This is a genomic window from Nonomuraea sp. K271 (assembly GCF_009908215.1).
Lineage (GTDB): Bacteria > Actinomycetota > Actinomycetes > Streptosporangiales > Streptosporangiaceae > Nonomuraea > Nonomuraea longispora.
Window position 1 is genome coordinate 1 of the sequence record NZ_JAAAHR010000386.1, and the last position, 999, is coordinate 999.

1 protein-coding gene is annotated in these 999 nt (G+C 72.2%); it reads left to right on the top strand.

Going from position 1 to position 999, the window contains the following annotated elements:
- Nucleotides 1-999: polyketide synthase dehydratase domain-containing protein (locus tag GUY59_RS47110; protein WP_201762194.1), on the top strand; the 999-nt coding region annotated here is incomplete at both ends.

The following is a 999-nucleotide window of genomic DNA, read 5'->3' on the forward strand; positions in this document are numbered from 1 at the left end:
TGACCGGGCTGGCGCAGCAGAGTGTCGAGGACGCGGTGTTCGTCCCGGCCGTGCGCAAGGACCGTGACGAGACCCGGGCGCTGATCGAGGCGCTGGGGCGGCTGCACGTCCAGGGCATCGCCGTGGAATGGACGAAGGTGCTGACCCCCGGCCGGCTGGTCGACCTGCCCACGTACGCCTTCCAGCACGAGCGGTTCTGGGTGCCGGCCAGTCTGGAGTCGCAGCACGTCGGTGCGGCCGGGCTGGGCGCCATCGAGCACCCGTTGTGGAGCGCGGTGACCGAGGTGGCCGGCGGCGAGTCGGTGGTCTTCTCGGGCAGGTTGTCGCCGGCCGGGCAACCGTGGCTGGCCGATCACCAGGTCGACGGCCGGGTGGTGGTGCCGGGGGCGGCGCTGGTGGAACTGGCGCTGCGGGCCGGCCAGGAAGTGGACTGCCCGCGGCTGGCGGAGCTGACCATGCAGGCGCCGCTGCTGGTGCCGGACGGGCCGGGCGTGGACATCCAGCTCGTGGCCGGGCCCTGCGACGATGCCGGCAGCCGCCAGGTGAGCCTGTACTCGCGTGCGGGTCAGGACGAGTGGACGCTGCACGCACAGGGCGTCCTGTCCGAAGAAGGCGACCGGCCGGCCGCCGGTATGGAGCAGTGGCCGCCTGCCGGTGCCCAGCCAATAGATGTCGAGCACCTGTACGACGACATGGCGGCGATGGGCCTTGAGTATGGGCGCTTGTTCCAGGGGTTGGTGGCGGCCTGGCAGCACGAGGACGCGGTGTTCGCCGAGATCGCTCTGCCCGAGCAGGGGCATGCGGAGGCGGGCCGGTTCGGGTTGCATCCGGCGTTGCTGGACGCGTCCTTGCATGCGGCCGCGCTGGGCGACCTGGTTCCGAGGGCGGAGGGCAGGCCGTATCTGCCGTTCGCCTGGAGCGGGGTGGAGTTGCACGCGGCCGGGGCGACGGGCCTGCGGGTCAAGGTCAGCCGAGGCTCCTCCGACACGAGCATCGTGT